The organism is Pseudomonas sp. MF08831, assembly GCF_059862645.1.
On sequence record NZ_JCBCUX010000018.1, the window covers coordinates 104318 to 130355 of the forward strand.

28 protein-coding genes are annotated in these 26038 nt (G+C 59.7%); 14 read left to right on the forward strand and 14 right to left on the reverse strand.

The features are described from left to right. Positions 1 to 54: 54 nt before the first annotated feature. The 3 genes from AC19YS_RS28510 to AC19YS_RS28520 form a co-directional block, all read right to left on the reverse strand. Positions 55 to 1128, reverse strand: coding sequence for a DUF1176 domain-containing protein (locus tag AC19YS_RS28510; protein WP_500603185.1), 1074 nt, complete (start codon positions 1126 to 1128; stop codon positions 55 to 57). Between the two features lie 55 nt (positions 1129 to 1183). Next, entirely contained in the window at positions 1184 to 2323 is a 1140-nt protein-coding gene (locus AC19YS_RS28515) for a glycerate kinase (RefSeq protein WP_500603186.1), read from the reverse strand. 91 nt (positions 2324 to 2414) lie between these two features. Beyond that, positions 2415 to 3521, reverse strand: coding sequence for a sugar diacid recognition domain-containing protein (locus tag AC19YS_RS28520; protein ID WP_500603187.1), 1107 nt, complete (start codon positions 3519 to 3521; stop codon positions 2415 to 2417). A 161-nt stretch (positions 3522 to 3682) separates the two neighbouring features. Here AC19YS_RS28520 and AC19YS_RS28525 point away from each other — a divergent pair, with 161 nt between their 5' ends. Then, positions 3683 to 4993 carry an MFS transporter gene (locus AC19YS_RS28525; RefSeq protein ID WP_106579171.1) on the forward strand — a complete coding sequence of 437 codons (1311 nt, stop codon included), beginning with the start codon at positions 3683 to 3685 and terminating at the stop codon, positions 4991 to 4993. A 130-nt stretch (positions 4994 to 5123) separates the two neighbouring features. Here the strand turns inward: AC19YS_RS28525 and AC19YS_RS28530 are convergent, their stop codons facing one another. Beyond that, a complete protein-coding gene (locus tag AC19YS_RS28530; RefSeq protein WP_169366744.1) occupies positions 5124 to 5828 on the reverse strand; it encodes an SDR family oxidoreductase in 705 nt (234 codons plus the stop codon). Between the two features lie 101 nt (positions 5829 to 5929). Between AC19YS_RS28530 and AC19YS_RS28535 the strand changes: the two genes are divergently transcribed. From AC19YS_RS28535 to rarD, 3 genes are all read left to right on the forward strand, one after another. Then, on the forward strand, positions 5930 to 6832 hold the full coding sequence (locus AC19YS_RS28535; RefSeq protein ID WP_500603188.1) for a LysR family transcriptional regulator: 903 nt from the start codon (positions 5930 to 5932) through the stop codon (positions 6830 to 6832). Positions 6833 to 6913: 81 nt separating this feature from the next. After that, a complete protein-coding gene (locus AC19YS_RS28540; protein ID WP_500603189.1) occupies positions 6914 to 7924 on the forward strand; it encodes an aldo/keto reductase in 1011 nt (336 codons plus the stop codon). 296 nt (positions 7925 to 8220) lie between these two features. Further along, entirely contained in the window at positions 8221 to 9102 is an 882-nt protein-coding gene (gene rarD, locus AC19YS_RS28545; RefSeq protein ID WP_106579167.1) for an EamA family transporter RarD, read from the forward strand. Between the two features lie 55 nt (positions 9103 to 9157). Here the strand turns inward: rarD and hppD are convergent, their stop codons facing one another. Together hppD and AC19YS_RS28555 are read right to left on the reverse strand one after the other, a co-directional pair. Next, complete coding sequence (gene hppD, locus AC19YS_RS28550; RefSeq protein ID WP_106579166.1) at positions 9158 to 10234, reverse strand: 4-hydroxyphenylpyruvate dioxygenase; 1077 nt, start codon at positions 10232 to 10234, stop codon at positions 9158 to 9160. Between the two features lie 245 nt (positions 10235 to 10479). Further along, positions 10480 to 11403 (reverse strand): DMT family transporter, encoded by a 924-nt coding sequence (locus AC19YS_RS28555; protein WP_500603190.1) that lies wholly within the window; start codon positions 11401 to 11403, stop codon positions 10480 to 10482. Positions 11404 to 11479: 76 nt separating this feature from the next. Between AC19YS_RS28555 and AC19YS_RS28560 the strand changes: the two genes are divergently transcribed. The 3 genes from AC19YS_RS28560 (at position 11480) to AC19YS_RS28570 (ending at position 14576) form a co-directional block, all read left to right on the forward strand. Next, complete coding sequence (locus AC19YS_RS28560) at positions 11480 to 12358, forward strand: LysR family transcriptional regulator (RefSeq protein WP_500603191.1); 879 nt, start codon at positions 11480 to 11482, stop codon at positions 12356 to 12358. Between the two features lie 110 nt (positions 12359 to 12468). Further along, positions 12469 to 14010, forward strand: coding sequence for an EAL domain-containing protein (locus AC19YS_RS28565; protein WP_124417520.1), 1542 nt, complete (start codon positions 12469 to 12471; stop codon positions 14008 to 14010). A 200-nt stretch (positions 14011 to 14210) separates the two neighbouring features. Then, the gene (locus AC19YS_RS28570; protein WP_106579162.1) at positions 14211 to 14576 is read left to right on the forward strand and encodes a histone-like nucleoid-structuring protein, MvaT/MvaU family; all 366 of its coding nucleotides are present in this window, start codon (positions 14211 to 14213) and stop codon (positions 14574 to 14576) included. 112 nt (positions 14577 to 14688) lie between these two features. Here AC19YS_RS28570 and AC19YS_RS28575 read toward each other — a convergent pair whose 3' ends face one another. After that, the gene (locus AC19YS_RS28575) at positions 14689 to 15225 is read right to left on the reverse strand and encodes a DUF4946 domain-containing protein (protein WP_500603214.1); all 537 of its coding nucleotides are present in this window, start codon (positions 15223 to 15225) and stop codon (positions 14689 to 14691) included. 199 nt (positions 15226 to 15424) lie between these two features. On the opposite strand from AC19YS_RS28575, the gene gloA reads away from it, so the two are divergent. After that, the gene (gene gloA, locus AC19YS_RS28580) at positions 15425 to 15946 is read left to right on the forward strand and encodes a lactoylglutathione lyase (RefSeq protein WP_106579161.1); all 522 of its coding nucleotides are present in this window, start codon (positions 15425 to 15427) and stop codon (positions 15944 to 15946) included. 63 nt (positions 15947 to 16009) lie between these two features. Here the strand turns inward: gloA and ahpF are convergent, their stop codons facing one another. The 3 genes from ahpF to AC19YS_RS28595 all read right to left on the reverse strand — a co-directional run bounded on the left by ahpF (position 16010) and on the right by AC19YS_RS28595 (position 19332). Further along, a complete protein-coding gene (gene ahpF / locus AC19YS_RS28585) occupies positions 16010 to 17575 on the reverse strand; it encodes an alkyl hydroperoxide reductase subunit F (RefSeq protein ID WP_200625251.1) in 1566 nt (521 codons plus the stop codon). 127 nt (positions 17576 to 17702) lie between these two features. Continuing rightward, positions 17703 to 18266: an alkyl hydroperoxide reductase subunit C gene (ahpC, locus tag AC19YS_RS28590; protein ID WP_053255965.1), complete on the reverse strand. Its 564-nt coding sequence runs from the start codon at positions 18264 to 18266 to the stop codon at positions 17703 to 17705. Positions 18267 to 18399: 133 nt separating this feature from the next. Further along, positions 18400 to 19332 carry a site-specific integrase gene (locus AC19YS_RS28595; protein WP_200625252.1) on the reverse strand — a complete coding sequence of 311 codons (933 nt, stop codon included), beginning with the start codon at positions 19330 to 19332 and terminating at the stop codon, positions 18400 to 18402. A gap of 170 nt (positions 19333 to 19502) precedes the next feature. On the opposite strand from AC19YS_RS28595, the gene AC19YS_RS28600 reads away from it, so the two are divergent. Next, positions 19503 to 20510 carry a DNA-binding protein gene (locus AC19YS_RS28600; protein WP_500603192.1) on the forward strand — a complete coding sequence of 336 codons (1008 nt, stop codon included), beginning with the start codon at positions 19503 to 19505 and terminating at the stop codon, positions 20508 to 20510. Here the strand turns inward: AC19YS_RS28600 and gorA are convergent, their stop codons facing one another. Both gorA and galU read right to left on the reverse strand, forming a co-directional pair. Next, positions 20511 to 21869, reverse strand: a complete 1359-nt coding sequence (gene gorA, locus AC19YS_RS28605) for a glutathione-disulfide reductase (protein ID WP_500603193.1) — start codon at positions 21867 to 21869, stop codon at positions 20511 to 20513. A gap of 104 nt (positions 21870 to 21973) precedes the next feature. Then, complete coding sequence (gene galU / locus AC19YS_RS28610; protein WP_003230743.1) at positions 21974 to 22813, reverse strand: UTP--glucose-1-phosphate uridylyltransferase GalU; 840 nt, start codon at positions 22811 to 22813, stop codon at positions 21974 to 21976. A gap of 310 nt (positions 22814 to 23123) precedes the next feature. Here galU and AC19YS_RS28615 point away from each other — a divergent pair, with 310 nt between their 5' ends. Continuing rightward, positions 23124 to 23309, forward strand: a complete 186-nt coding sequence (locus AC19YS_RS28615; protein WP_028616218.1) for a hypothetical protein — start codon at positions 23124 to 23126, stop codon at positions 23307 to 23309. Between the two features lie 145 nt (positions 23310 to 23454). After that, on the forward strand, positions 23455 to 23739 hold the full coding sequence (locus tag AC19YS_RS28620) for a hypothetical protein (RefSeq protein WP_106579156.1): 285 nt from the start codon (positions 23455 to 23457) through the stop codon (positions 23737 to 23739). Positions 23740 to 23746: 7 nt separating this feature from the next. On the opposite strand, the gene AC19YS_RS28625 is transcribed toward AC19YS_RS28620, so the two are convergent. Further along, the gene (locus tag AC19YS_RS28625; RefSeq protein ID WP_106579155.1) at positions 23747 to 23977 is read right to left on the reverse strand and encodes a hypothetical protein; all 231 of its coding nucleotides are present in this window, start codon (positions 23975 to 23977) and stop codon (positions 23747 to 23749) included. Positions 23978 to 24256: 279 nt separating this feature from the next. Further along, entirely contained in the window at positions 24257 to 24607 is a 351-nt protein-coding gene (locus AC19YS_RS28630) for a hypothetical protein (protein WP_106579154.1), read from the reverse strand. Positions 24608 to 24819: 212 nt separating this feature from the next. Here AC19YS_RS28630 and AC19YS_RS28635 point away from each other — a divergent pair, with 212 nt between their 5' ends. From AC19YS_RS28635 to alkB, 3 genes are read left to right on the forward strand one after another with little or no spacing between them, the layout of a single operon-like run. Further along, complete coding sequence (locus tag AC19YS_RS28635) at positions 24820 to 25122, forward strand: DUF1883 domain-containing protein (protein WP_003173824.1); 303 nt, start codon at positions 24820 to 24822, stop codon at positions 25120 to 25122. Positions 25123 to 25147: 25 nt separating this feature from the next. Continuing rightward, on the forward strand, positions 25148 to 25315 hold the full coding sequence (locus AC19YS_RS28640) for a hypothetical protein (protein ID WP_164487941.1): 168 nt from the start codon (positions 25148 to 25150) through the stop codon (positions 25313 to 25315). Between the two features lie 3 nt (positions 25316 to 25318). Beyond that, positions 25319 to 25984 (forward strand): DNA oxidative demethylase AlkB, encoded by a 666-nt coding sequence (gene alkB, locus AC19YS_RS28645; RefSeq protein WP_106579153.1) that lies wholly within the window; start codon positions 25319 to 25321, stop codon positions 25982 to 25984. Positions 25985 to 26038 lie beyond the last annotated feature (54 nt).

Below are 26038 nucleotides of genomic sequence, written 5' to 3' on the forward strand. Positions count from 1 at the left end.
CTTCCTTGGAAAAACAAGTGGCCGCCCAGTGTAGAGGCCAAGCCGCCACGCTGGCTAGGGTGCTGGCACTGTCGTCCACAACGTCGGCCAATCGCCGTAACCCACCCCATTGCAGCGCGGCATCTGATGCAACTCGCGCAGTTGGAAAGCCTTGCCGTCAAACACCCAGACACCGCCCTCGCCGCAATCACCAACGCCACGCAGTTTGTAGAAATAGCTCAAGGTGCCGGTGGTCGGGTCGTAGCCGACCGAGCCTTGCAAGGCAGCGCCGTCCACAGGTAGCGGTTGAATGCTCAACGTGGTTTCGGCGTACGGCGCCTTGCGCTCACGGCTGCTGACTTCGTACTCGCAGGTGTAGGCCGCGCAGTCATAGCGCACCACTGTCAGGGCTTGAACTTCGCTCAATGCGCCAACTTCGGCCTCGGGTTTCATCGCGGTGTCGGTGGTGGTGATCGCCTTCACCGCAGCGGCGGCCAGCGCGGCGTATTCCTGGTCGTTGAGCGCCGGCGCCGACGTGAAGGGGCGCAGCACCGGTGGCGGCAAGCGTGCCGGCACGTCGCTGGCCGCCCCCTTGCCAGGCCGCGCAAGTGCGGTGACGTTATCCACCCGCCCTTGCACCGCGTCCATTAACAGCAGCGAGGCACTCAGCCCGCTCAGGGACACATGCGCGGTGTCGTCGCCCGGTAACTGCAAACGCTGGCCGTTGCGCAAGCGCTGCAGCCAGAGCCGCGCCGGCGCGTCCTCGATCACGCCGTAGGATTGCAGGTGGGGATCAACACCCTGATCGTCCAACTGCACCTCCAGGCTGCGCGTCAGTGCCTGGCCCAGGGGCTTTCCGTCCAATTGCAGAGTAGACAGGTCCAGCGCCTCACCGCGATGATCAACGCGTAAGCGCAGGTACCCTTCCGGGCCGGCTTGATGCCAGATATGCAAGGTCAGGGAGCTGGCATCTTCCTCATCCACGCCACTGGGCGCGCTGAGGGCGTGACAATTGCGCAGGTTGTCGCAGCCGGTGACCCAATTCTTGATTTCCCGCAGCAGCGGGACGGTTTCAGTCGCGGGTTGAGCGAGGGCCGGGGCGCTGATGCCGGTCAGCAACAGGGCCAGCAAAGCGGTGGTGCGCAGCATGGGGACTCTCCGTGTCGAAAAACGGCGCGGATTGTCCCACGTTCACGGTGTTGCGTCAGCGCTCGGTCGCTGTGCGCCACAGTCGCGCAATATCTGCCGCGCGCGCGCGCAGCAGGCGCGGCGCGTCGCTGCACGCCTGTTCAAGGCTCATCGGCCCGGACGGCAAGGCGAATGCGGCGCTCACGCCGTGGCTATACATATGCTCGTAGCCGTCGCCCAGGGTGCCGGCGATCACGATGACGGGCACGTTGTGGTGCTGGGCGATGCGCGCCACGCCAAAGGGGGTTTTGCCGCGCAGGGTCTGGGCGTCGAAACGGCCTTCGCCTGTGACCACCAGGTCAGCCCCCTGCACCGCTGCATCCAGGCCGACCAGGTCGGCCACCACCTCAACACCCGCGCGAAATTGCGCGCCAAGGAACGCTTTGGCGGCAAAGCCCAGGCCACCGGCGGCGCCGCTGCCGGGTTCATCGCGCACGTCTTTGGGCAGGACCTTGGTGCAATGATCGGCAAAGTGACCCAGGGCTGCGTCCAGTTGTTCGACCTGCTGCGCGCTGGCACCTTTTTGCGGGCCGAAAATGGCAGACGCGCCGTGCGGACCGCACAGCGGGTTATTCACATCGGCGGCAATTTCAAAACGCACCTGAGCCAAACGTGGGTCCAGTTGTTCAAGGCTGATCCGCGCAAGCCGCGCCAGCGCCAGGCCACCCGGGGCAAGTGCCTGATCTTGCGCATCAAACAGTTGCACACCCAGCGCCTGCATCGCCCCGGCACCGGCATCGTTGGTCGCACTGCCGCCAATCGCCAGAATGATGCGCTGGGCACCGGCGTCCAGGGCTGCACGGATCAGTTCGCCCGTGCCGTAGGTGCTGCTCGAACAGGCGTCGCGTTTGCCCGGCGCCAGCAGTTGCAAACCACTGGCTTCGGCCATTTCGATAATGGCGGTATGGCTGTCGGCCAACCAGCCCCAGCGTGCTTCAACCGACGCGCCCAAGGGGCCTCGAACGGTTTGGCTGCGCAACTCGCCCTTGCAGGCAGCAAGGACCGAATCCACCGTGCCTTCACCACCGTCCGCCATCGGGCACTGGACCAGATGTGCCTGCGGCCAGACCTCGGCCAAGCCTTCGGCGATGGCCTGGGCGACGCCTTCGGCGCTCAGGCTGTCCTTGAACGAGTCGGGGGCGATGATGATTTTCATGGGCGTTCTCCGGTTTTTATAACGCCCATGCTGCCAGTTGGCTGCGGCAATGACGCCGGTCCGATGCACAAGTGTGGCGCAGGTTTGTTGTTCATTCCGACAAAGCCTGGGGCAAAAGCTGTACGCCAAGGTACAGGGCCAGCATGCCATCGAGGGTCAATGGGTCGACGCCGCTGAGCTCGGCAATGCGTTCCATGCGGTAGCGCAAGCTGTTGCGGTGGATGCCCAGCGCGTCGGCGCAGGCCTGGCTCTGGCCGTCGTGGTCGCACCAACTGCGCAGCGTGGCAAGCAGCTGGCCGTTGGTGTCCTTGGCCAGCACTTTGCGCAACGGGTTCAGCAGTTCATCCAGCGCATCGTCGTTGCGGTGGCGCCAGAGCATCACCGGCAGGCGATAGCGGTTGAGCGTCAACAAACGTGACTGGGGCAAGATGTCACGACCGTAGGCCAGCAGATCGCCGACCCGGCGATAACACCGGCGCAGGCCCGCCAGGCCATCTGCTTGCCCACCGACGGCAACCCGCAGGATGTTCCAGCCCAGGCCCTGAAGTTTTTCCAGCAGCCGTGGGTTGTCCACCTGCAACGCCGCCGGCCGGCACCACAACAGGGAAAACTGCGCAGAGCTGACACACCAACTGTCCGGGTAACGGCTGGTCAGCCAGGCGCTCAGTGCTTCGGCCGACTGACCCACACCCAGCTCAAACAGGTACGGCGTGCGCGGCATGTGCGGCTTGAGCCCCAGTTGCTGGGCCTCGTCCACCAGGCGCGGCGAGTCACCGCGTTCGGCCAGCAATAACGCAAGCAGGTCGTCGCACCGCTGGCGTCGCCATTGCTGCTCGGCTTGCTGATGACGGTGGCTGACCAACATCTCGGCGGTCATGCGCACCAGTTCAGCGTAGGTGCGCAACAGCTCGGGTTCACCGGTAATGCCCAAAACGCCGATCAGGCGTTGGTCGTGCATCAAGGGCAGGTTGATACCCGGCTGCACGCCTTTGAGGTGCTTGGCAGTCTGGCCGTCGATCTCGACTACCCGGCCGTTGGCCAGCACCAGCTGCGCACCCTCATGGCGGGTATTGATGCGCTCAGGCTCGCCGCTGCCCAGAATCAGGCCCTGGCTGTCCATGACGTTGACGTTATAGGGCAGGATCGCCATGGTGCGATTGACGATATCCTGCGCCAGGTCATGATCCAGCTCGAACATGGGGCTAAGTTCCTGAAAAAAGCGAGTTGGTCATAGGCACAGCGCAAAGCGTGCCTGACTGTGCGCAAGCACAAAGACAGCACCCCGCAAGGTGGCCGAGACTCATTGAGCGATCAACGTTACCTTCGCATCGCGAAAAATCATAATAAAGAGAGACTGACATGTCACAGAGCGCCGCTGCCACACTGGCCACCGATGACGATAAAAACGCCATCTACAAGCGCATCACCCTGCGCCTGATCCCCTTCATTTTCATCTGCTACCTGTTTAATTACCTTGACCGGGTAAACGTTGGTTTTGCCAAGTTGCAGATGCTCGATGCGTTGAAATTCAGTGAAACGGTCTACGGCCTGGGGGCCGGGATTTTCTTTATCGGTTATGTACTGTGCGGCGTGCCGAGCAACCTGGCGCTGACCCGGTTCGGCCCGCGGCGCTGGATTGCGCTGATGATGATCGTGTGGGGCACGCTCTCCACGTGCTTGCTGTTCGTGACCACGCCGACACACTTCTATGGCCTGCGCCTGTTGACCGGTGCCGCTGAAGCCGGGTTCTTCCCAGGCGTGGTGCTGTACCTCTCGCAGTGGTTTCCGACCTTCCGCCGTGGGCGGATCATGGCGTTGTTCATGTCGGCAATCCCGGTGTCCGGCCTGCTTGGCAGCCCGTTTTCCGGCTGGATCCTCAACCACTTTGCCGCCGGCCAGGGTGGCCTCGCCGGCTGGCAGTGGATGTTCCTGTTGCAAGGCATCCCGACGGTGATTCTGGGCGCGCTCGCTTATTTCCTGCTCAGCGACAGCTTCGCCAATGCCAAGTGGCTTACGCCGCATGAGCGTGCAGTGCTGGAGGCCGACCAGGCGACGGATCTGGCGAACAAACCGAAAACCACCACAGATTCGCTCGGCGAGGTGTTCAAGAACCCGGCCATCTGGGCGTTCGGCCTGATCTACTTCTGCATCCAGAGCGGCGTGTACGCGATCAACTTCTGGCTGCCGTCGATCATCAAGAGCCTGGGCTTCAGCGATAACCTGGTGATTGGCTGGCTCAGCGCGATTCCGTACCTGCTGGCCGCGGTGTTCATGTTGCTGGTGGGCCGCTCCGCCGACTTGCGCAAGGAGCGTCGCTGGCACTTGGTGGTGCCGATGTTGATGGGCGCTATCGGTTTGGTGATCGCCGTTAATTTCGCCACCACTCCGGCGATTGCGATTCTTGGCCTGACCATCGCCACCATGGGCGCCCTCACCGGCCTGCCGATGTTCTGGCCGGTGCCGACCGCTCTGCTCAGTGCCGGCGCAGCGGCCGGTGGTTTGGCCCTGATCAACTCCATGGGCCAGATGGCCGGCTTCCTCAGCCCGTATATCGTAGGGTTTGTGAAGGATGCCACCGGGTCCACGGATGTGGCGTTGTACTTGCTGGCGGCGGTGATCGTTGCCGGTAGCGTGTTGGCGCTGCGCATGACGCGCACGTTGAAGGTATAACGCGCGCCCAGCAGCAATGAGTTCAATGTGGGAGCGGGCTTGCTCGCGAATGCGGTGGTTCAGTCGATACATTCAGTGACTGACACTCTGCTTTCGCAAGCAAGCCCGCTCCCACTTTTGGTTGCCGGGTTTACAACAGGCCGCCGCCGTCGATGTCGATCACGGCGCCGGTGACAAAGCCATTTTCCATGGCCAGCACGTACCCCGCCGCCACTTCTTCAGCCTGCCCCACGCGCCCAACCGGCAAGGCCCCGCCGGCCTTGGCAAACATCGTCTGGCGCTGTTCTTCTGGCAAGCCCGCATAAGCAGGCGTGTCGATCACCCCCGGGCTGATCACATTGACCCGACGTGGTGCCAGCTCCTTCGCCAGTTGTTTGCCCAGCGCCTCGGTCGCGGCGTTGATGCCGGTCTTGATGAACTGGCCGGGCGCCAATTTACGGCCCAGTTGGCCAGAGGTCAGCGTGATGCTGCCGTGCTCGTCGAGAAATGGCAGCGCTTGTTGAATCGCGCGCAGCGAGCCCCAGAGCTTCACGTTGAAATTGTCCTGGGCTTCATCCAGGTCAGTGTCGAGCAAGGGTTTGGCCCGCACCGACGGCCCAGAGGTGTAGACCAGATGGTCAAAGCGCCCCACCGCCTCGAACAAGCGTTGCAAGGACGCAGTGTCGGTCACATCGACCGGCTCGCTGCGTACGCCGTTGTCGACACCGGAGGTCAACCGGCGCCCGGCCAGCACCACCTGTGCGCCTCGTGCCGTGGCTGCCTTGGCCACGGCGGCGCCGATACCGCTGCTGCCGCCGATGACGATGACGGTTTTACCGCTGAGGGAAGATGTCATGGGTTAACTACCTGACTAAGAAAGTGAGCGTTGATCTTCTCAGCTTGGCAATCAGCGAAAAATCCCGGTAAAACGACAAGATCTTTAAAGGATTTTTACAAATGAGCTCAACCCTCGACCTTGAAGTGTTCGTGCGCACCGCCGACACCGGCAGCCTGTCAGCGGCTGCGCGCAACCTCAACCTCACACCGGCTGCGGCGAGCATTGCGCTCAAGCGGCTGGAAACCCGGCTGGGCATCCGCCTGCTGGCCCGCTCTACGCGCAGCATGCGCCTGACCGAAGAAGGCCGGCGCTACCTGGACAGCGTGCGGGTTGCGCTGGAAGCCTTGTCGGAAGGCGAGCAGGCGATCAAGCAACAAGGCCAGAGCCTCAGCGGTTTATTGCAATTGGCGGCGCCCTCGGATTTTGGCCGCAATGTGCTGCTGGGCTGGCTGGATGAATTCAAGCGCGAACACCCGAACATCCGTTTGCAGTTGTTGCTCAACGACAGCAACGCCGACTTATTCCGCGACACCGTCGACATTGCCCTGCGCTTTGGTGTGCCACGCGACTCCAGCCTGGTCGCGCTGCCGGTGGTGCCGGGCCACCACCGTATTCCCTGCGCCAGCCCCGACTACCTGGCGCGCCATGGCACACCGCGCACGCCGGCAGACCTGGCGCAGCACAGCACGCTGCGCTACATGCGCCGTGGGCAGGCCAACAACACCTGGTACTTTCGTCAGGGCGCACTGCTGCAGGAAGTCGAGGTGACGGGCGATTACCTCAGCGACGACGGCGAAATCGTGCGGCGCTGGGCGCTGGCAGGCCATGGTATTGCCTACAAGGCCAACCTGGACATCGCCAGCGATATCAAGGCCGGGCGCCTGGTGCGGTTGTTGCCTGACTGGCAAGGCGAACCCACGCCGTTCAACCTGATGTGCCCGCACCGCCTGCAAGTGTCGGAACGGGTGAAAGTGCTGCACCGATTTCTGCAGACACGCTGTCAGGCCTTGCTCAGTGCATGAAGAAACGCGCGCCGGGCTTGTTCCAGAGCCCTCGAGTCTGGTATTGCAGGGTTCACGTTTCCCTGCCATGAGGAGCTTTGCATGATTTACCGCACATTGGGCCAGTCCGGGTTGAAGGTCAGCGCACTGACACTGGGCACCATGATGTTTGGCGAACAGACCAACACCGAAGACTCGCTGCGCATCATCGACAAGGCCTGGGACCAGGGCATCAATTTTATCGACACTGCTGACGTCTACACCGGCGGGCGTTCCGAAGAAATCGTCGGCGAGGCCATCGTTCGTCATCGCCAGGACTGGGTGGTGGCGTCCAAGGTCGGCATCGGCCCGGCGGACGGCGCGCCGAACCGCAGCGGCTTGAGCCGCAAGCGCATTTTCAACGCGCTGGAAGCCAGCTTGACGCGCCTGGATACCGACTACCTGGACATCTATTACCTGCACCGCGAAGACCATGACACGCCGCTGGAAGTCACAGTGTCGGCAATTGGCGACCTGATCCGCCAGGGCAAGATCCGCTATTGGGGCCTGTCCAACTACCGGGGCTGGCGCATCGCCGAAGTGATTCGCGTGGCCGAGCGTTTGGGCGTGGACCAGCCGATCATCAGCCAGCCGCTGTACAACATCGTCAATCGCCAGGCCGAGGTCGAGCAGCTTACCGCCGCAGCCGCCTACGGCCTGGGCGTGGTGCCTTACAGCCCGTTGGCGCGCGGCGTGCTCAGCGGCAAGTACGCACCCGACGTCGCTCCTCAAGCGGGCAGCCGTGCAGCGCGTCAGGACAAGCGCATTCTGGAAACCGAATGGCGCGTGGAGTCACTGCGCATCGCCCAACAGATTCAGCAGTACACCCAAGGGCGCGGCGTCGGCATTGTCGAGTTTGCGATTGCCTGGGTGCTGAACAACTCGGCCGTGAGCTCGGCAATTGTCGGGCCGCGCACCGAAGCGCAGTGGGATGCCTACACCGGCGCGCTGGAGGTGAAGATCAGCGCTGAAGATGAGGCCTTTATTGATTCACTGGTAACGCCGGGGCATTCGTCCACGCCGGGCTTCAATGATGTGGGGCATTTTGTTTCGGGCCGCGTGGCACGCGCGTAGCGCCTGCAACGTGCAGGTGTGTATGGCGAGCGGGCTTGCCCGCGTTGGGCTGCGAAGCGGCACCATCGAGGACACCGTGTTGTGTCAGGCACAGCGCGGGGTCTGGTTTTGGGTCTGCTTTGCAGCCCAGCGCGGGGCAAGCCCGCTCGTCACAGGCGCTTGCATGAACCTGGTGTGGTGAGAAAATTTCCTGCAAAACGCCCCAAAACAGCGCAACCGTCTTGCGCCAAAAGCACCATAATCCCCTCCTGAAAATATCCCCCCAATTTATAGCTATTCGTTTTCGCGAGGACAGTGTGTCTAAAGGTGTTGTGTTGTCGGTATTGGCCTCGGTGTTGTTTGCCGTGATGTATTACTTCACCTCGCTGCTCACGCCATTGAGCGGCCTGGAAATTTTCGGCTGGCGCATGTTGCTGACCGTGCCGTGCATGACCGTGTTCATGATCATCAGCGGCGAATGGCGGCGGGTCTGGGAGCTGGTGCGAATGCTGGCGGCCAGGCCGCGGCTGATCGGCGGCGTGCTGCTGTCGTCGGCCTTGCTCGGCGTGCAACTGTGGCTATTTATGTGGGCACCGCTCAATGGGCGCAGCCTGGATGTGTCGGTCGGCTACTTCCTGCTGCCGCTGACCATGGTGCTGACCGGGCGCCTGGTGTACGGCGAACGCTTGTCGCGCCTGCAGCAGATCGCGGTATTTTTTGCCGCGCTCGGCGTGCTGAACGAGTTGTATCAGGCCGGTGGTTTTTCCTGGGCAACCCTGGTGGTGATCATTGGTTACCCGATCTATTTTGTGGTGCGCAAATACCTGACCACTGATCACCTGGGCGGGTTGTGGCTGGACATGGCGCTGATGCTGCCCGTGGCCTGGTGGTTTGTGCAGCACGGTGAACAAGGTTTTGCCGTGATGGACATTCATCCAAAGCTGTATGCATTGATTCCGATGCTGGGCGTGATCAGTGCCTCGGCGCTGGTCAGCTATATCGTGGCCAGCCGGCTGTTGCCTTTCAGCCTGTTCGGGCTGCTCAGCTATGTGGAACCGGTGTTGCTGCTGGCGGTGGCGTTGATATTGGGCGAAGGCATCAAGGGCGGCCAGTGGCTGACCTATATCCCGATCTGGCTGGCGGTGATGGTGCTGGTGTACGAGGGCTTCAAGCACTTGGTGCGTCAGCGCAAAGCGTGATGCGCAGGCCATAAAAAGCCCGTCCGAGGGTTACCTCGGCCGGGCTTTTTTACGCTTAGTCGGCGGTCAATACACCACGACGCACCTGGTCACGCTCGATCGACTCGAACAGTGCCTTGAAGTTGCCCTCGCCAAACCCATCATCGCCCTTGCGCTGGATGAATTCGAAGAACACCGGGCCCATCAGGGTTTCCGAGAAGATTTGCAGCAGCAGGCGCTTGTCGCCGGCAATCGACGAACCGTCGAGCAGAATGCCACGCGCTTGCAGTTGGTCCACCGGCTCGCCGTGGTTAGGCAGGCGGCCTTCGAGCATTTCGTAGTAGGTGTCTGGCGGCGCGGTCATGAAGCGCATGCCGATCTTCTTCAGCGCGTCCCAGGTCTTCACCAGGTCGTCGGTGAGGAACGCCACGTGCTGGATGCCTTCGCCGTTGAACTGCATCAGGAACTCTTCGATCTGGCCCGCGCCCTTGGACGATTCTTCGTTCAGCGGGATGCGGATCATGCCGTCCGGAGCGCTCATGGCCTTGGACGTCAGGCCGGTGTATTCGCCCTTGATATCGAAGTAGCGCGCCTCACGGAAGTTGAACAGCTTCTCGTAGAAGTTGGCCCAATAGACCATGCGCCCGCGATACACGTTGTGGGTCAGGTGGTCGATGACCTTGAGGCCGGCGCCCACCGGGTTGCGGTCCACACCTTCGAGGTACACGAAGTCGATGTCATAGATCGAGTTGCCTTCGCCGAAGCGGTCGATCAGGTACAGCGGCGCGCCGCCGATGCCCTTGATGGCTGGCAGGTTAAGCTCCATCGGGCCGGTTTCGATGTGGATCGGCTGTGCGCCGAGTTCGAGCGCGCGATTGTACGCCTGCTGCGAATCCTTGACGCGGAACGCCATGCCGCACACCGACGGGCCGTGTTCGGCCGCAAAGTACGAGGCCAGGCTGTCGGGCTGGTTGTTGAGGATCAGGTTGATTTCGCCCTGGCGATACAGGTGCACGTTCTTGGAACGGTGGGAGGCGACTTTGGTGAAGCCCATGATCTCGAAGATCGGCTCCAGAGTGCCCGGCGTTGGCGATGCGAATTCGATGAATTCAAAGCCCATCAGGCCCATTGGGTTTTCGTATTGGTCTGCCATGGTGGCACCTCATCATTCTTGTCATTAACACGGGGTTATTTGCGAGCAAGGATGAGGTTGCAGGGTGGCGCACAGGACAGGCCTCGCACACTGCGCGCGAGGAAATCACCAAAGATGAGGGGGGAGCCGAGTAGCTTCATGGTTACATCAATCTCTGACGGCCGAGGCTTGCGTGAGCGCAAGTCCATATTCTTGTATGCGTAAATCGATTCTACACAGCGTAACAGCGTTTGTCCGCACTCTTATCAAATCCCCAATGGCTTGGGCTGCGCAAGGGGTTTGTTGCACAGATGGATGCCCAGCAGGATCACCGCCCCGCCCATCAGCATCGGCGCGCTCAGGTGCTCATCCAGCAGCATGGCGCCGCAGATCACTGCCGTCAGCGGGTTGAGCGCGATGAACACGCCGGCGCGGGTCGCTCCGATACGCCGAATGCCGTCATACCAGGCGATGTAAGCCAGCGCCGAGCCGAACACCCCCAGGTACAGCAGGCTGAGCATTTGCGGTAAGTGGATCGCGCTCAGGGCTTGTAATGTGAGCTTGCCACCGACCAGTGTGGTGACCGTCAACATCGCCGTGCCCAGCAAGATCGACCAGGTCACCGTTTGCAATGGCCCCAGGCTCTGGTTGAGGCTGCGGGAAAACAGCGAGTAGGCGCCCCATCCCAACACACAGCCAAAAATCAGCAGATCGCCCAGCCAGGCGTTGGCCGTACCCTGCAGCACTTGGGGATTGCGGCTGATGATGACCGCACCCGCGCCGCCCAGGCACAAGGCAATGCCCAGGCATCTGGCCGTGCCTAGCCGCTCCTTGAACAGCCACCACGAACCCAGGCCGATCACCGCCGGGTTCAAGGCCACGATCAGCGACGCCCGCGACGCATTGATGTAATGCAGACCGTAGAAGAAACACAGGTTGTAGAAAAAGATTCCGCAGAACCCCAGCATTGCCAACTGCGCGAGTTGCCTGGCGCTGGGCCGCGCCAGGCGCACGCGTGCCAGGGCCATGAAGCCCAGCAGCGCTGCGCTGGCCAACACAAAACGCAGCGTGGCTGCCAGCAGTGGCTCCACGTCGGCTGCCAGGTAGCGGCCGGCCACAAAGGTCGCGCCCCAGATCATGGTGACAGCAGCAAGTTTGAGGTAAGTCAGGCGATCGGGAGAGGACGTCATCGGTGAGGCTCAGTGGATGTCAGGATTGGGATATCCTGCGGCTAATGACTGATCATCGTAAAATGAGTAATTGCTCATGACCCTTACGCAGCTGCAAATTTTCTCGCGCGTGGCCGAGTTGCAAAGCTTCACCCACACCGCCCACCGCCTGGGCATCAGCCAGTCAGCCGTGTCGCATGCCATCAAGGCCCTTGAGCAGGAACTGGGCGTCGAGCTGTTCCGGCGCCATCAGTCCCAGGTCGAACTCAGTGATATCGGCCAGCAATTGCTGATGCGTGCGCGCACCTTGCTGGGCGTGGCCGACACCCTGCAACAGGAAGCCTCGGATGCGCGGGGCATGAAGCGCGGCACGCTGCGCATCGGCTCCTTTGGCCCGACTTCGTCCAATCGTCTGCTGCCGCGCATTCTTGAGCCATTCAGGCGTCAGCACCCGGGCATTGAGGTGCACGTGGACGAAGGCCCGGACCGCCAAGTGATCCAGTGGCTGGACGAGCGGCGTATCGACGTGGGATTTGTGGTGCTGGAGCAGGAGCGCTTCGATACGTTTGCGCTGTTCAACGACCAGATGGTCGCCCTGCTGCCCGCTGCGCACCCGCTGGCTGCGCAGCCTTGTGTGACCTTGAAGACGCTGTGTGACGACCCGTTCATCCTCACCGACGCCGGCTCGCAGGAGCTGGTCTCGCGGTTGTTCAGCAGCGCGCGACTAACCCCGAATGTGCGTTACCGCTGCTCGCAACTGCTCAGTACGCTTGCGGCAGTAAGCCGCGGCGACGGCGTGAGTGTGGTGGCGCAGGCGTCCTTGCCGCAGACGCCAGACGCACGTTACCAGGTGCGCCCGCTGTCGCCACGGGTGGGCCGCGACATTGGCCTGGCGGTGCTGGACCAACGTCAGTCGACACCTGCGACCCTGGCGTTTATCCAATTGGCGCAGACGCTGAACTTCCAGCGGGGCTGACTCAACTGACCGCCAGGTACAGCGAGCTTATTTCGCACGCGCCATCTATCATTTGATGTATCTGATTAGCCCTTCGGGGCTTTTCCCATCCTGCGACAGGCCGTCTCTCCATGCCCCTGACCGTAAACGGCCCGCGAAAACGCGCCACCCGCTATTTGCTTACCACCCTCAGTGGCCTGCTGCCAATCGCGCTGGGGATGGTCATTCTGCACTGGCAAGCCGAACGCACCCTGCAACAAAGTACTGCGCAAACCGCCCGTGAAGCCGTGCGCCAGTTTGACCTGATGCTCGATAACACCACCCTCGCCGCCCAGGCCTTGCTGCCACTGGCGGGTCAGCCGTGCGACAACGGCGCGCAGCTGGCGCTGCGTGAACAAGTCACGCGCCGGCCCTTTGTGCGCGCAACAACGTTGTCCTGGCAGAAAAACATCTATTGCAGCTCGCTGTTCGGCGATCACTACCAGTCGGCGGTCAACCCGGATGATTACGTGGACGGGAGTCTGTGGTTGATGAATGGCAATCCGGTCACACCCGATACCGCGCTGCTGGTTAACCGGCTGGTCGAAGGCGACAAGGCGGCGTTCGCCTCGATTGATGGTTATCACCTGACCAACGCCTTGCGCTTGATCAGCCGTTACGCACACCTGGTGTTGCAAGTGGGCCCCAACTGGCTGGATGCCGACGGCAAGGTGCACAACACGCCCGTGCCGGTGTTCGAGGTGGCCCATCACCACCTGGCCTCGCAGCGCTATCACTACAGTGTCGACGCCGGCATGCCGGCCGGTGAAGTGTGGCGGTACATGGAAGCGCGCTATCCGGCACTGTTCAGCCTGCTGGTGTTTTTTGGCGTACTGTCGGGCGTGCTTGCGCACTGGCTGCAAAAGCGCTCGTCTGCGCCCACCCATGAACTGCAACGCGCCTTGGGTGCCAATGAGTTCATTCCGTACTTTCAACCGGTGGTCCGCGGCGACACGCGTGAATGGGCCGGCTGTGAAGTGCTGATGCGTTGGCAGCACCCGAAAGAAGGCCTGGTGCGTCCCGACCTGTTTATCCCGTTGGCGGAGCATTCCGGCCTGATCGTGCCGATGACCCGCGCCTTGCTGCACCAGACGGCGGCGCAGCTGGCCCCGCATGCCGCGCGCTGGCGTCCGGGCTTTCATATTGGCGTGAATATCACGGCACGCCACTGTGAGGATCTGGACCTGGTGGAAGATTGTCGAACGTTTCTCGCCGCGTTCGCCCCAGGCCAAGTGACGCTGGTGCTGGAGTTGACCGAGCGTGAACTGATCAAACCTACGGATATCACGCGTCAGCTGTTCGACGCCCTGCATCAACTGGGCGTGATGATTGCCATTGATGACTTCGGTACCGGGCACTCCAGCCTCGGTTACTTGCGCAACTTCAATGTCGATTACTTGAAAATCGATCAAAGCTTTGTCGCCATGATTGGCGCTGATGCACTTTCACGGCATATCCTCGACAGCATCATCGAACTCTCCGGCAAGCTGGACCTTGGCATCGTGGCCGAGGGCGTGGAAACAGCAGAGCAATGTGAATATCTGGCGGCGCACGGTGTGGATTTTCTGCAGGGTTACCTGTTTGGCCGACCACTCCCCGGTGACGAATTCATTAAGTCGCTGGCCAGCCATTGAATAGCCACTCATTACGCTTGATGAAATAATCTTATTTAGGTAAACGACGTGATTTACTCGTGGGGCATTAACTACTACAATTTTTCCTGCCTGTGCTGAACTCGCAGAAAGGCCTCTTTCTTTGAGTCACCTTATAAGCGCTTGGCTTAGAGCTTTGTCTGCAGTTGATATCAGCAAACTACATTATTGGAGTACAGATTTTGTCCAGACTCGCCGAATTTCGCGCAGCAGAAAAAGCCCTTCAAGAGCAGCTGGCCCAGCTGGAATCCCTGAAGAACGACGCCGGCCTGAAGAAAGAAATCGAATTCGAAGAAAAGCTGCAAGGCTTGATGAAGCACTACGGCAAAGGCCTGCGCGACATCATCGCGATCCTTGACCCTCACCCTGCCAAGGCCGGTGCTGCAACGGCCGCCGCCCCTAAACAGCGCCGCGCACGCGTGGTCAAGGTGTACCATAACCCGCACACCGGCGAGCTGATCGAGACCAAGGGCGGCAACCACCGCGGCCTCAAAGCCTGGAAAGAACAGTATGGCGCCGCCACTGTAGATTCCTGGCTTCGCGGCTGATCGCACTGCACTAACAAAAAGCCCCGCTGATGCGGGGCTTTTTTTGTTTAAGGATTCGAAAACGAACTTAACTAACATTTCACTTTGTTCAAATCCGATCAACCTGGCACATTCAAAGTTTCAGGCTGTCGCGTACCGATCCGACTTCGCCCTGGCTGGCCTCATAGGCTTCGGCTTGGCCGGCGTATGAAAAAACATAGGCTTTGTCAGTATCTACCGCACCGACTAATGTTTGCGACAACACGTGCCGCCCATTCTCGGTAATCACGCAAGTTGTTTCCAATGCATCAAGACGGCTCAATGTGGTTGGGTGCATCTTGGTGCACACGCTTTGATAACCGCTGCCGGCAAAGTCTTTCTGGATGGATTTACGCATTTCCAGCAACACGCCTTGAAGATTAACTTTATGACCCGCCTCGATCGGCGTGCCGGTCAACTCCATGACCATCAAGGTATTGCCATTTTCGTCATTTTTGATCGCGCGCTGGCGAGACACGGCCTGGGGTTTTACCGGGGCTTCGCCGTCCGGCTCCACTTCCTCGACCTGCCAGCCACTGGGCCAGTGAATTTCCGGGGCGGCCGCCAGTACGAACGGGCTGCCCAGCAGTAGACACAACGAGCTCAACAGCGATTTACGAAATTCGATCATTGCAAAAAACGCCCAAGGTTCAAGCGTCAAAGTTTGAGCCCCGGCACCCGCTGGTCGCAAGCGCTGCGTGACCTTTTTCATTTGGCGCAGTGGGCGGCCCTTGCGTATCATGGCTCGGCTGCATGGACGCTTGCCGCAAGCCAACGGACCGCGCCGATCATTTCAAGTCGCGTTTGCCCCATTTTTTTCTGGAGGGCCCATGAGCCTGCACGAACTGAACACTTTCCCGGGCGTCACCGCCCAGCCTGACACCGCCACCACGAACTTCGTGTTCAACCACACCATGCTGCGGGTCAAGGACATCACCAAGTCGCTGGATTTCTACACCCGCGTCCTGGGTTTTTCCCTGGTTGAAAAGCGCGACTTCCCGGAAGCCGAATTCAGCCTGTACTTCCTGGCCCTGGTGGACAAGGCTCAGATCCCGGCCGACGCCGCTGAACGCACCCAGTGGATGAAGTCGATCCCGGGCATCCTGGAACTGACCCACAACCACGGCACCGAAAACGATGCCGACTTCGCGTACCACAACGGCAACACCGACCCGCGTGGCTTTGGCCACATCTGCATTTCGGTGCCGGACATTGTCGCTGCGTGCGAACGCTTCGAAGCCCTGGGCTGTGACTTCCAGAAGCGCCTGACCGACGGCCGCATGAAAAGCCTGGCCTTCATCAAGGACCCGGATGCGTACTGGGTCGAGATTATTCAGCCAGCGCCGATGTAAAAGCCTCGCGCAATAAAAAAACCCCATGATCACTCATGGGGTTTTTCATTTCCGGGTCCGACTTTACGCAGGTGCGGAAGTGCGGATCAGGTGATCAAACGCGCTCAGGGAAGCCTTGGCGCCCTCGCCTACCGCAATCACGATTTGCTTGTACGGTACGGTGGTGACGTCACCGGCGGCGAATACACCTGGCAGCGAAGTTTCACCACGCGCATCGACAATGATCTCGCCACGTGGGGTCAGCTCCACTGTGCCTTTGAGCCAGTCAGTGTTGGGCAACAAGCCGATCTGGACAAAGATGCCTTCCAGGTCGAGGGTCTTGAACTCGCCACTGTCGCGGTCTTTGTACGCCAGGCCAGTGACTTTCTGACCATCACCTTTTACTTCACTGGTCAGCGCACTGGTGATTACGTCGACGTTCGGCAGGCTGTAGAGCTTGCGCTGCAACACGGCATCGGCGCGCAGCTTGCTGTCGAATTCAAGCAAGGTCACGTGGCTGACGATACCCGCCAGGTCGATAGCCGCTTCCACGCCAGAGTTACCACCGCCGATCACGGCCACGCGCTTGCCTTTGAACAGCGGACCATCGCAGTGCGGGCAGAAGCACACGCCTTTGGCTTTGTATTCCTGCTCGCCCGGCACACCCATTTCCCGCCAGCGGGCGCCAGTGGCCAGGATCACGGTCTTGGACTTGAGGGTCGCACCACTTTCGAAGCGAATCTCGTGCAAGTCACCGGCGTTTTTTGCAGGGATCAAGCTGCTGGCACGCTGCAGGTTCATGATGTCCACGTCGTACTGACGCACGTGGGCTTCCAGGGCGCTGGCCAGCTTAGGCCCTTCGGTCTCCTGCACCGAGATGAAGTTCTCGATGGACATGGTGTCCAGCACTTGCCCGCCGAAGCGTTCAGCCGCCACACCCGTGCGGATGCCCTTACGTGCGGCGTAGATAGCGGCCGCCGAACCGGCTGGCCCACCGCCGACTACCAGAACATCAAAGGCGTCTTTGGCGCTGATTTTTTCTGCTGCTTTTTCGATGCCGCTGGTGTCGAGCTTGGCGAGGATTTCTTCCAGGCCCATGCGGCCCTGACCAAAGTTAACGCCATTGAGGTACACGCTCGGTACCGCCATGATCTGGCGCTCATCGACTTCAGCCTGGAACAGCGCACCGTCGATGGCGACGTGGCGGATGTTCGGGTTGAGCACGGCCATCAGGTTCAGTGCCTGGACCACGTCGGGGCAGTTCTGGCAGGACAGCGAGAAGTACGTCTCGAAGCTGAACTCGCCTTTGAGGGCGCGAATCTGTTCAATCACTTCGACACTCGCCTTCGACGGGTGGCCACCGACTTGCAGCAGGGCCAGCACCAGCGAAGTGAATTCATGGCCCATGGGGATGCCGGCGAAACGCAGGCTGATATCGGCACCCGGGCGATTGATGGAGAACGACGGCTTGCGCGCATCATCGCCATCGGTTTTCAGAGTAATCAGCATGGTGAGGCTGGTTACGTCTTGCAAAAGGGCAAGCATTTCCTGGGATTTCGCACCGTCGTCGAGGGAGGCGACGATCTCGATCGGCTGGGTGACCCGTTCCAGGTATGACTTCAACTGAGCTTTAAGATTGGCGTCCAACATACGGGCGATTTCCTATTAATTCGGTTTATTGCAGACAAAAAAACGCCCGAGCGAATCTCGCCCGGGCGTTTTGAGGGCGGTTGCGGCTTACTTAAGTGCGGAGTTCCGCCCTTGGTGCTTCACAGACTTAGATCTTGCCGACCAGGTCCAGGGACGGAGCCAACGTCGCTTCGCCTTCTTTCCACTTGGCTGGGCATACTTCGCCTGGGTGGGCAGCTACGTATTGAGCAGCTTTGATTTTGCGCAGCAGCTCGGAAGCGTCACGGCCAACACCACCGTCGTTCAATTCAACGATCTTGATCTTGCCTTCTGGGTCGATCACGAAGGTGCCGCGGTCTGCCAGGCCAGCTTCTTCGATCAGTACGTCGAAGTTGCGGGAGATGGTCAGGGTTGGGTCGCCGATCATGGTGTACTGGATTTTGCCGATGGCTGGCGAAGTGTTGTGCCAGGCAGCGTGGGCAAAGTGGGTGTCGGTGGAAACGCTGTAGATTTCGACGCCCAGTTTCTGGAATTCGGCGTAGTTGTCAGCCAGATCTTCCAGCTCGGTTGGGCAAACGAAGGTGAAGTCGGCTGGGTAGAAGAACACTACGGACCATTTGCCTTTCAGGTCAGCGTCCGACACGTCTACGAAGTTGCCGTTTTTGTAAGCAGTTGCTTTGAACGGTTTTACTTGGCTGTTGATGATAGGCATCGTTGACTCTCCGTCAGGGGTTAAGAAGTTGATGGGGTGAATCCTACCCACTCTCCTGGCCGTTGGCTCATTGGCAAACCTGATGCCGACGATTGGTTTTGCCTATCAGGTAACCGTATTAATAGAAGAAATCTCAAATCAACGGTTGAGTCGCCAAGGTCATGCCAAGAAAGGGCGTCGCTTCAACATAGCGCATGGCGGATTTCATGTCGTTCCAACCGACATAACTCATCAGCGACTTCAAGTCCCAGCCACTGCGATGAGCCCAGGTGGCGAAGCCTCGGCGCAGGGAGTGGCTGGTGTATTGATCAGCCGGGATACCCGCGCGCTCCAGCGCCTGGCGCAGCAGCGGGATCACGCTGTTGGGGTGCAAGCCCTCCTCGCCCAGGTTGCCCCAGCGATCAATCCCACGAAACACCGGGCCACGCACCAACCCCGAAGCACTGAGCCAGTCGCTGTAGGCCTGTACCGGGCACAGACGCAGTAGTGCCGGGGTCTGGTAGGTTTTGCCGAGGTTGTCTCGATCACTTTTGCTGCGTGGCAGGTACAGGCTGATGCCAGCACCGGGCACGGCCTGCACGTGTTCGATGTGCAGGCGGCACAACTCGTCGCTGCGAAACCCTCTCCAGAAGCCCAGCAGGATCAGCGCAGTGTCGCGCTTGGCGCGCAGCAAGCGAGGCATGTCCTCGTCGCTGCTCGCCTGCCGCGCTTCTGCCTCCAGCGATGCAACCACCTGCTCAAGATGCTTGAGTTGCAGGGGCTCGGCCTGTTTCTCCTGCGCCGGGTGCACCGCGCGAATGCCTTTGAGCACCTTGCGCACCACCGGCGCCTTGGTCGGGTCGGGAAACCCCTGGCTGCTATGCCATTGCGCCAGTGCCGAAAGCCGCAACTTCAAGGTGTTCACCGCCAGCACGCCGGCATGCGCCACCAGGTAGCGCGCGACGCTGTCGCTGGTCGCCGGCAGGAAACCGCCCCAACTCACCTCGAAGTGCTCAATGGCCGCCCGGTAACTACGGCGCGTGTTATCGCGCGTGGCGGCGTTGAGGTATCGATCCAGTTCGCTCATGAAAGGCCTATTCGTACTGCTGCAAGGTGGATCCGCGTTTAAAACCGTTATGACACGGGATAATACGCCAATATCCCATCTGTTAAATCATGAATTTAAACGTGTTTTTATTTATGCTACAGTATGTATATACATACTCTGTACCACAGTACGAAATCGACGGAGACTCCATGGCTCGCGGCGGCATAAACAAAGCAGTAGTTCAAACGGCACGCTTGGCGATCCTTGCCCGCGGCGAAAACCCCAGCATCGACGCGGTGCGCATCGAGATGGGAAACACCGGCTCGAAAACCACAATTCATCGCTACTTGAAGGAATTGGACGATAGCGAAAGCCGGCTGACGATCACTGAGGCGCCAATCGACGACGAGCTTGGCGAACTGGTTGCACGGCTGGCTTTGCGTTTGAAAGAGAAGGCTCAGGAACCTATCGACCTGGCCTTGGCGCAGTTCGAACAGCACAAAGCCGCCCTGCTCGCCCAGGTAGAGACGCTGGAGGCGGCTCACGCCGAGCTCAAGCAACAATTTGATATCCAGGCCGCCGCATTGGCAGACGAAAGCGCCGCCCTGCAGACCGCCAATACCAGTCTGCAGACCGAGCAAACCCGCAACGCCGGGCTCAGCCAGGCGTGCAGCGATTACGAGCTGAGGATTACCGACAAGGACGAACAGATTCGATCACTGGAAGAAAAGCACCTGCACGCGCGCGAGGCGTTGGAGCATTACCGCAATGCAATCAAGGAGCAGCGCGAGCAGGAACAGCGACGCCATGAAGGCCAACTGCAACAAGTGCAGGCGGAACTGCGTCAGGCCCAGCAAAGCGCCATGGTGCGCCAGGATGAAATCACGCAGTTGCATCGCGACAATGAGCGGTTATTGATTGAACACCGTGTAACCCTGAAGGAACTGACCGCGCTGCAGGCGCAAACCCGCAAAGACCAGACCCTGCAGCAAAAACTTGGCGAACAGTTAAACCTGATTGAAAGCGAACGCACCCTGCTTCAGGAACGCCTGCGGGTGGCGGTACTGGAGAGCCAATCGCGCCAGGAAGCGCTGACCGAACACCAGCTTGCCAACAAAAATCTGGAACTGGACCTTATCAAGGCCCAGGCCAGTATCGAGGCATTGCGCCTGGCGGCCGTCGTTGCAACGGCGCCAGAGGCAACACCGCAAGCCTGATCAGTCAGCCACAGGCGTGCGCATGGTGACGAACTCTTCCGCCGCCGTAGGGTGCACGCCGATGGTCTCATCGAAATGCTGCTTGGTCGCGCCCGCCTTGAGCGCGATCGCCAGGCCTTGCACGATCTCGCCGGCATCCGGGCCGACCATGTGGCAACCCAATACCTTGTCGGTGTCGGCGTCGACCACCAGCTTCATCAAGGTTTTTTCCTGGCAATCGGTCAACGTCAGCTTCATGGGTCGGAAGCGGCTTTCGAAAATCTGCACCTTGTGGCCGTTCTTCTTCGCTTCTTCTTCAGTCAGGCCGACAGTGCCAATGTTTGGGAGGCTGAACACCGCTGTCGGGATCATCGCGTAATCCACCGGGCGGTATTGCTCGGGCTTGAACAGACGACGTGCCACCGCCATGCCTTCAGCCAGAGCCACCGGCGTCAATTGCACGCGACCGATCACATCGCCGATCGCCAGGATCGACGACTCAGCGGTCTGGTACAGGTCATCCACCTCAACGAAGCCGCGCTCGTCCAGCTTGACGCCGGTATTTTCAAGGCCCAGGTTGTCCAGCATCGGGCGGCGGCCAGTGGCGTAGAACACGCAATCGGCCTCCAGCACGCGGCCGTCTTTGAGGGTGGCCTTGAGGCTGCCATCGGCTTGCTTGTCGATACGCTCGATGTCAGCGTTGAACTGCAGGTCGAGGCCGCGCTTGGCCAGCTCTTCCTTCAGATGGGTACGCACTGAACCGTCGAAACCGCGCAGGAACAGATCGCCGCGATACAGCAGCGTAGTCTGCGCGCCCAAACCATGGAAAATGCCCGCGAACTCAACGGCAATATAACCACCGCCGACCACCAGTACACGCTTGGGGAGCGCCTTAAGGAAGAATGCTTCATTGGAACCAATGGCGTGTTCGCGCCCTGGAATCTCTGGAATCTGTGGCCACCCACCTGTCGCGATCAGGATGTGCTTGGCGGTGAAACGTTCGCCGTTGATCTCTACCTGGTGCGGGTCCACCAGACGCGCATGCCCTTCATGCAGGGTCACACCGCTGTTGACCAGCAGGTTGCGATAGATGCCATTGAGGCGGTTGATTTCGCGATCCTTGTTGGCGATCAGGGTCGCCCAATCAAAGTCAGCCTCCCCCAGCGACCAGCCGAAACCGCTCGCTTGCTCGAAGTCTTCGGCGAAATGCGCACCGTACACCAACAGTTTTTTGGGCACGCAACCGACGTTAACGCACGTGCCGCCCAGGTAGCGGCTTTCCGCCACGGCCACCTTGGCGCCAAAGCCAGCGGCAAAACGCGCCGCGCGAACACCGCCAGAACCGGCGCCAATTACATACAGGTCAAAATCGTAGGCCATTTCACTCTCCTCGGCAGGTCATCAGCATACCGATTTAGATGGGGCTGAAAAACGAAAAAGCCACCCGAGGGTGGCTTTCTCTTAAAACACTCAGCAAGCGTGAATCAGTAAGCCTTGCCAGTCTTGTAGAAGTGCTCGTAGCAGAAGTTGGTCGCCTCGATGTAGCCTTCAGCGCCACCGCAGTCAAAACGCTGACCTTTGAACTTGTAGGCAATCACGCAGCCGTCTTTGGCTTGCTTCAACAGGGCGTCGGTGATCTGGATCTCGCCACCCTTGCCCGGCTCGGTTTCTTCGATCAGCTTGAAGATGTCCGGCGTCAGGATGTAACGGCCGATGATCGCGAGGTTCGACGGCGCGTCTTCCGGCGCTGGCTTCTCGACCATGTCGCGTACGCGGATCAGGCCATCACCAATGTCGTCACCGGCGATCACGCCGTACTTGTTGGTTTCGGCCGGATTGACTTCCATCACCGCAACGATGGTGCAGCGGTATTTCTGGTACAGCTTGACCATTTGGGTCAGTACGCCGTCGCCTTCCAGGTTGACGCACAGGTCGTCCGCCAGTACCACGGCGAACGGTTCGTCACCGATCAGCGGGCGGCCGGTGAGGATCGCATGGCCGAGGCCTTTCATCTGGGTTTGGCGGGTGTAGGAGAACGAGCACTCGTCGAGCAATTTGCGGATACCGACCAGGTATTTTTCCTTGTCGGTGCCCTTGATCTGGTTTTCCAGCTCGTAGCTGATGTCGAAGTGGTCTTCGAGTGCGCGCTTACCACGGCCGGTAACGATGGAGATTTCGTTCAAACCGGCATCCAATGCCTCTTCGACGCCGTACTGAATCAGTGGCTTGTTCACCACCGGCAGCATCTCTTTGGGCATGGCTTTGGTCGCTGGCAAGAAGCGAGTGCCGTAACCGGCTGCTGGGAACAAGCATTTCTTGATCATATGAGTCCTTACAAAGGGCTGTGCGTACGGAATTCGGCGCAGTCTAATGAGGCCGCAGTCACCTTACAATGGGGTCCTGCTGGCGTTGCGATGTCATCATAGAGAAAAAATGTCGGCGTAAGTTCCGCTGATCCTGCCAAGAGCGTGCCCAGCGGTTCGGCAAAACATGCCATCCCCCAATGATTAAAAGGGGTGCAACTGTTTTAGCACGCTTTGCCACGCGTCACACTGACCTGCAACAACTTGCGCTTTCCCCCGGCATTTGGCGCTATCATGAGCCGCTTGAACCAGACCACGAGATTGTTAATAGATGTCAGAACCAAAAGGCGTAAACGGCTACCTGATCACACAGCGAGCAGACGGCTGGCACTTGATCAACTTTCACGGTGACAGCGTTGCCGGGGTATTCCCGACTGAAAGTCAGGCTATTGCGGTAGCCGAAGTGTTTGTGGACGAAGCCGGCCACGCATCGAGCAAAAGACCCAAAGGCAAGTAAGCCAGAGCGACTTGCGCAAAAAGCCCCGTTTGACGGGGCTTTTTTGTGTTTGTCTGTACCTAGGTGGCAGTTCGCTATAATCTGCTGCGAACGCCCCACGACAGTGTCAGCGCTCCCTCCAACACCCTCGACGACGACTCAACTCATGAACAAGATTCTGGCACTGACTGCGGCCCTGGCGCTGATGACCGGCTGCACCACCACCTCCGACACCTTTCTGAAAAATGGCGAGCAAGGCCTGACCATCGACTGCTCGGGCGAAGCCAACTCGTGGGCCAGCTGCTACGAGAAAGCCGACGCCTCCTGCGCGGGCACCGGCTACCGTATCGTCGGCACCGAAGGCACACCCTCGCTCAAGGAAGACGACAAGACCCTGGGCAAAGACGTAGGCAACTTCAAGAGCCGAAGCGTAGTGGTCGTGTGCAAATAGCCAACGGCTACAGGTGAATTTCGGCGAACTTGATGCCCAGCCCGCGCAGAAGCTCGATGAGGTCATCCAGGCGCGCGAATGACTCGACTTCGTCCTGCTCGTCCACCAGAAAAAAACTGCGTCCGCCGCTTTTCTTGAAAAACACGATCCACTCGCCAAGATCGGCAGGGTTCTGAATGACATGGGTGGCCGAAATCTGACCCTCGGCCTGGCGGGCTTTGACGTGTTCACGCTTCATGACGGTTTTCCAGAAAAAGACAAATGCCACGCATCCATGAGGTTGCGCGGCATTTTTTGCATTGAATGCCCAACAGTTTAACGGATGCCTTGCCCGATCAACACGCTCATCACGGCTCCATTTTTAGAGGTATAGGTTTAGATCACGAGCGCATAAGCTTAAAAACGGTCGAGGACTGGACCTTTTGCGAAAACACCCAAAGTGACTGCAAAAAAAACCTGACGCTGCAGTGCAGCGTCAGGCTTTTTATCGGATTCAAGCGTCCAATGAGGCTGGGGCTCAGCCGGAGATGCAATCCTCTGCGGCTTTTTTCACATCACCAGGTCGAATGGGCACGTTCGACATGCTTTCGTAAAGTTTGATACTGCTGCCGCTGGAGCGCTCTTCAATCTCGAAGATCGCCGACGGGTCAGCCGAGAATTTCTGCGGCACAATCACCTGTACACCGTCCTTGTGAGGCTCGATCTGCGGCGGTCTGCGGGTGGCGGCGAGCTTGCGCACGACACACGCGGCGTATTCCGGCGGTTTTTTACCTGAAATGACCACCAATGTTGGCGGGGTCTGCTTGATATCTGCAACCGAAGCACACCCACCTAAGGCCAAGGCCAGAACCAACACACTCCACTTCATACTTAAACCTCCGATAAAGATCCTACGACAGCGTAGAGAGTAAATTTCTCCCGCCAATGTAGGATTTATCTCTAAAAACTCGGGAAATAACTGTTTTAAATTGTCGAAGTCGTCGACGACGACCCGATAATAAACGCGCTGGGGCTGATAAACTCTATCTTAACCTACGTATCATTCTGATTTTTCAGAAAAAGCCCTTCTGGAGACACCCCATGAAATTCATCCACCAGCGCGAGCACCTCAACGAGGGCGACATCGTTGTCATTGAATGCTCACAGACGTGCAACATTCGCCTGATGAGCGACGCCAATTTTCGCAGCTTCAAGAACGGCGGCCGCCACACCTATCACGGCGGCGCGTTCGACAAGTTCCCGGCAAAAATCACCGCCCCCAGCACCGGTTTCTGGAACATCACCTTGGATGTAGTGACACGCCGCGCCATCAGCGTTACGCGCAAGCCCGCGTTGTCGCACAAAATTCGCATCGTTCGCCGCACCAGTACCAAACTGAGCTGACCCGAACACTCGACAGGAAAACACTGTGACTACCACAACCAAATACGTCATCAAGTACAAACTCAACGGCGAACGTCGCTTTGAGTTCGCGCAATTGCACACCAACAGTGTCGAAGAAGCCCAGCAGGCGCTGGCGAAAATCCACGATGCCAGTGACGAAATCACCGACATCACTGTGAGCAAGGCGCTGTAAGCCATGTCCGGCCCCACGGCGGATCTGTTCGCCGACGATGCGCTGCAACAACCGGCCGGGCGCGAGCAGATCGGCGAAGAGTCTTACGTGCTGAGGGGCTACGCCCTGCCCTGGATTGATCGCCTGCTACCTGAGCTGCGGCGCGTATTGGCTCAATCCCCGTTTCGGCAGATGGTCACACCCGGCGGATTTACCATGTCAGCGGCCCTGAGCAGTTGCGGCGCACTGGGCTGGACCACCGACAGCTCTGGCTATCGATACAGCCCGGTTGATCCGCGCAGCCGGCAACCCTGGCCGGCAATGCCGGACGCTTTGCGCGAGCTTGCCAAGCTGGCGGCCGCAGAGGCCGGCTTCAATGACTTTTCCCCGGATGCCTGCCTGATCAACCGTTATGTGCCCGGGGCCAAAATGTCGCTGCACCAGGACAAAAACGAACGTTGCTATAGCGCCCCGGTGGTGTCCGTGTCTCTCGGGCTGCCGGCTGTTTTCCTGTTCGGTGGGCATGAGCGTGGCAACCGCACGCAGAAAATCTCGCTGTTTCACGGCGATGTCGTGGTCTGGGGTGGCGTCGATCGCTTGCGTTTTCATGGGGTGATGCCGATCAAGGAAGGTGTGCATCCGGTGATGGGACCACAACGTATCAACCTGACTTTCCGCACGGCCGGTTGATTTGACCGCAAGCTTCGGAGTGTCGAGCGCAACCCGCGCGGTTAATCTGCCCGT

Excerpts from the sequence above, each read along its gene's own strand:
- AC19YS_RS28510 (WP_500603185.1), bottom strand. The coding sequence starts at position 1,128 with ATGCTGCGCACCACCGCTTTGCTGGCCCTGTTGCTGACCGGCATCAGC.
- AC19YS_RS28515 (WP_500603186.1), bottom strand. The coding sequence starts at position 2,323 with ATGAAAATCATCATCGCCCCCGACTCGTTCAAGGACAGCCTGAGCGCC.
- AC19YS_RS28520 (WP_500603187.1), bottom strand. The coding sequence starts at position 3,521 with ATGTTCGAGCTGGATCATGACCTGGCGCAGGATATCGTCAATCGCACC.
- AC19YS_RS28525 (WP_106579171.1), top strand. The coding sequence starts at position 3,683 with ATGTCACAGAGCGCCGCTGCCACACTGGCCACCGATGACGATAAAAAC.
- AC19YS_RS28530 (WP_169366744.1), bottom strand. The coding sequence starts at position 5,828 with ATGACATCTTCCCTCAGCGGTAAAACCGTCATCGTCATCGGCGGCAGC.
- AC19YS_RS28535 (WP_500603188.1), top strand. The coding sequence starts at position 5,930 with ATGAGCTCAACCCTCGACCTTGAAGTGTTCGTGCGCACCGCCGACACC.
- AC19YS_RS28540 (WP_500603189.1), top strand. The coding sequence starts at position 6,914 with ATGATTTACCGCACATTGGGCCAGTCCGGGTTGAAGGTCAGCGCACTG.
- hppD (WP_106579166.1), bottom strand. The coding sequence starts at position 10,234 with ATGGCAGACCAATACGAAAACCCAATGGGCCTGATGGGCTTTGAATTC.
- AC19YS_RS28555 (WP_500603190.1), bottom strand. The coding sequence starts at position 11,403 with ATGACGTCCTCTCCCGATCGCCTGACTTACCTCAAACTTGCTGCTGTC.
- AC19YS_RS28560 (WP_500603191.1), top strand. The coding sequence starts at position 11,480 with ATGACCCTTACGCAGCTGCAAATTTTCTCGCGCGTGGCCGAGTTGCAA.
- AC19YS_RS28565 (WP_124417520.1), top strand. The coding sequence starts at position 12,469 with ATGCCCCTGACCGTAAACGGCCCGCGAAAACGCGCCACCCGCTATTTG.
- AC19YS_RS28575 (WP_500603214.1), bottom strand. The coding sequence starts at position 15,225 with ATGATCGAATTTCGTAAATCGCTGTTGAGCTCGTTGTGTCTACTGCTG.
- gloA (WP_106579161.1), top strand. The coding sequence starts at position 15,425 with ATGAGCCTGCACGAACTGAACACTTTCCCGGGCGTCACCGCCCAGCCT.
- ahpF (WP_200625251.1), bottom strand. The coding sequence starts at position 17,575 with ATGTTGGACGCCAATCTTAAAGCTCAGTTGAAGTCATACCTGGAACGG.
- ahpC (WP_053255965.1), bottom strand. The coding sequence starts at position 18,266 with ATGCCTATCATCAACAGCCAAGTAAAACCGTTCAAAGCAACTGCTTAC.
- AC19YS_RS28595 (WP_200625252.1), bottom strand. The coding sequence starts at position 19,332 with ATGAGCGAACTGGATCGATACCTCAACGCCGCCACGCGCGATAACACG.
- AC19YS_RS28600 (WP_500603192.1), top strand. The coding sequence starts at position 19,503 with ATGGCTCGCGGCGGCATAAACAAAGCAGTAGTTCAAACGGCACGCTTG.
- gorA (WP_500603193.1), bottom strand. The coding sequence starts at position 21,869 with ATGGCCTACGATTTTGACCTGTATGTAATTGGCGCCGGTTCTGGCGGT.
- galU (WP_003230743.1), bottom strand. The coding sequence starts at position 22,813 with ATGATCAAGAAATGCTTGTTCCCAGCAGCCGGTTACGGCACTCGCTTC.
- AC19YS_RS28615 (WP_028616218.1), top strand. The coding sequence starts at position 23,124 with ATGTCAGAACCAAAAGGCGTAAACGGCTACCTGATCACACAGCGAGCA.
- AC19YS_RS28620 (WP_106579156.1), top strand. The coding sequence starts at position 23,455 with ATGAACAAGATTCTGGCACTGACTGCGGCCCTGGCGCTGATGACCGGC.
- AC19YS_RS28625 (WP_106579155.1), bottom strand. The coding sequence starts at position 23,977 with ATGAAGCGTGAACACGTCAAAGCCCGCCAGGCCGAGGGTCAGATTTCG.
- AC19YS_RS28630 (WP_106579154.1), bottom strand. The coding sequence starts at position 24,607 with ATGAAGTGGAGTGTGTTGGTTCTGGCCTTGGCCTTAGGTGGGTGTGCT.
- AC19YS_RS28635 (WP_003173824.1), top strand. The coding sequence starts at position 24,820 with ATGAAATTCATCCACCAGCGCGAGCACCTCAACGAGGGCGACATCGTT.
- alkB (WP_106579153.1), top strand. The coding sequence starts at position 25,319 with ATGTCCGGCCCCACGGCGGATCTGTTCGCCGACGATGCGCTGCAACAA.